Source organism: Corallococcus sp. CA054B, from assembly GCF_003611625.1.
Lineage (GTDB): Bacteria > Myxococcota > Myxococcia > Myxococcales > Myxococcaceae > Corallococcus > Corallococcus coralloides.
Window position 1 is genome coordinate 1 of sequence record NZ_RAVY01000392.1, and the last position, 1,209, is coordinate 1,209.

Genomic DNA, 1,209 nt, shown 5'->3' on the forward strand with positions numbered 1-1,209 from the left:
CACGGGGAGCTTCCCCTTCGGGCACCTGGATGGAGGGCCGTGGCATCCGCCAGAAGGGTTGCCGGAGCCCGAGGACGTGGGGCACGCGGAGTTCATCCTCGGGGACCTGGAGCACCTGCTGCCGGAGCTGCCGAAGGACGGCGTGCTGCTGGCCGCGCCCCGGTGGATGGCGGTGGGACAGACGCAAGACTCCCCTGCCCTGCGCCGGGCGGACATCTCCAGTGAGGAGGCCGGGGGCTTCGGCTTGTTCAACGCGGCGGCGCACGACGTGGGCGAAGACGATGATTGATGGGCGCCTGCTGTGTGGGCTGGCGGCCCTGCTGTGCCTGTCGTGCGCTTCAGGCCCAAGGCAGTACGCGCAGACGTCCGACTCCGCGACCAGTGGATGTCTGCGCAATCCCACCTGCTACACGCAGCCGGGGGATGAGGCGTTCCTGCCGTGGGTGGACAAGGCCGCCAGGGCCGCGGCCTCAGCGGGAGCCACGATGAAGCTCCTGGAGGCGGCGGACGTGGCCCGCATCGAGCACCTGCTGGTGGAGTGCGCGAAGGAAGCGGACTTCATCGTCAACGAGCGTGAGTACGGCCAGGGGAAATACCCGGACGACAAGGAGTGCAAGCGGGTGATTGGCCGGAACAAGAAAGGCGATCTCCTCACGCGACAGATGGAGCTGGGCACCCTGAAACATGCGGTGGCCTTCGCCTGTGTACGGCGAGAGATCCTCAAGCTCTTTCCCGATCAGGTTTCCATCGAACCGCGATTCGGCGAGGAATCGAAGAGCGGCGCGTACGCATTGACGAATCAGTGGGAGGGCTCCATGAAGCCGGACATCGCCCTGCATGCCTCCGGGCAGCCCAACCGGATCCAGTGCATTTATGACTTCAAGTTTCCCTGCACCCTGTGGTCGAAAGAACATCCACTGGATGCGGTTCTGCAGCAATTGCAGGACTACGGGCGGCTGGGAGGGAAGTGCAAACCCGCCATCGTCACTCCCCTCATGGGAGTCATCCGTGATTGAGACTCTGGCACCGCAACCGCCTGGCGCTGGCATTCCGAGGGTCCAGCCCGTCGTGGGCTTTGAATTCTTCATGCCCCACGACCATGGCGTGATCGCAGCCTCGATTGTCCGCGCACTCGACGCCTACCAACAGGCACTGGGTCCAGACTCCGGAAGGCTGACCACGACCTGGGACGCGGATGGTGATCCGTCT

The 1,209-nt window shown here is 64.8% G+C and carries 3 protein-coding genes; all 3 read left to right on the forward strand.

Annotated features, from left to right (window positions below):
* A partial coding sequence (locus D7V80_RS42075; RefSeq protein WP_158616782.1) for a hypothetical protein occupies positions 1–289 on the forward strand: 289 nt, incomplete at its 5' end.
* Positions 282–1,016 (forward strand): hypothetical protein, encoded by a 735-nt coding sequence (locus tag D7V80_RS40935; RefSeq protein WP_120593140.1) that lies wholly within the window; start codon positions 282–284, stop codon positions 1,014–1,016. The genes D7V80_RS42075 and D7V80_RS40935, both read left to right, overlap by 8 nt.
* A partial coding sequence (locus tag D7V80_RS43365) for a hypothetical protein (RefSeq protein WP_370452643.1) occupies positions 1,009–1,209 on the forward strand: 201 nt, incomplete at its 3' end. The genes D7V80_RS40935 and D7V80_RS43365, both read left to right, overlap by 8 nt.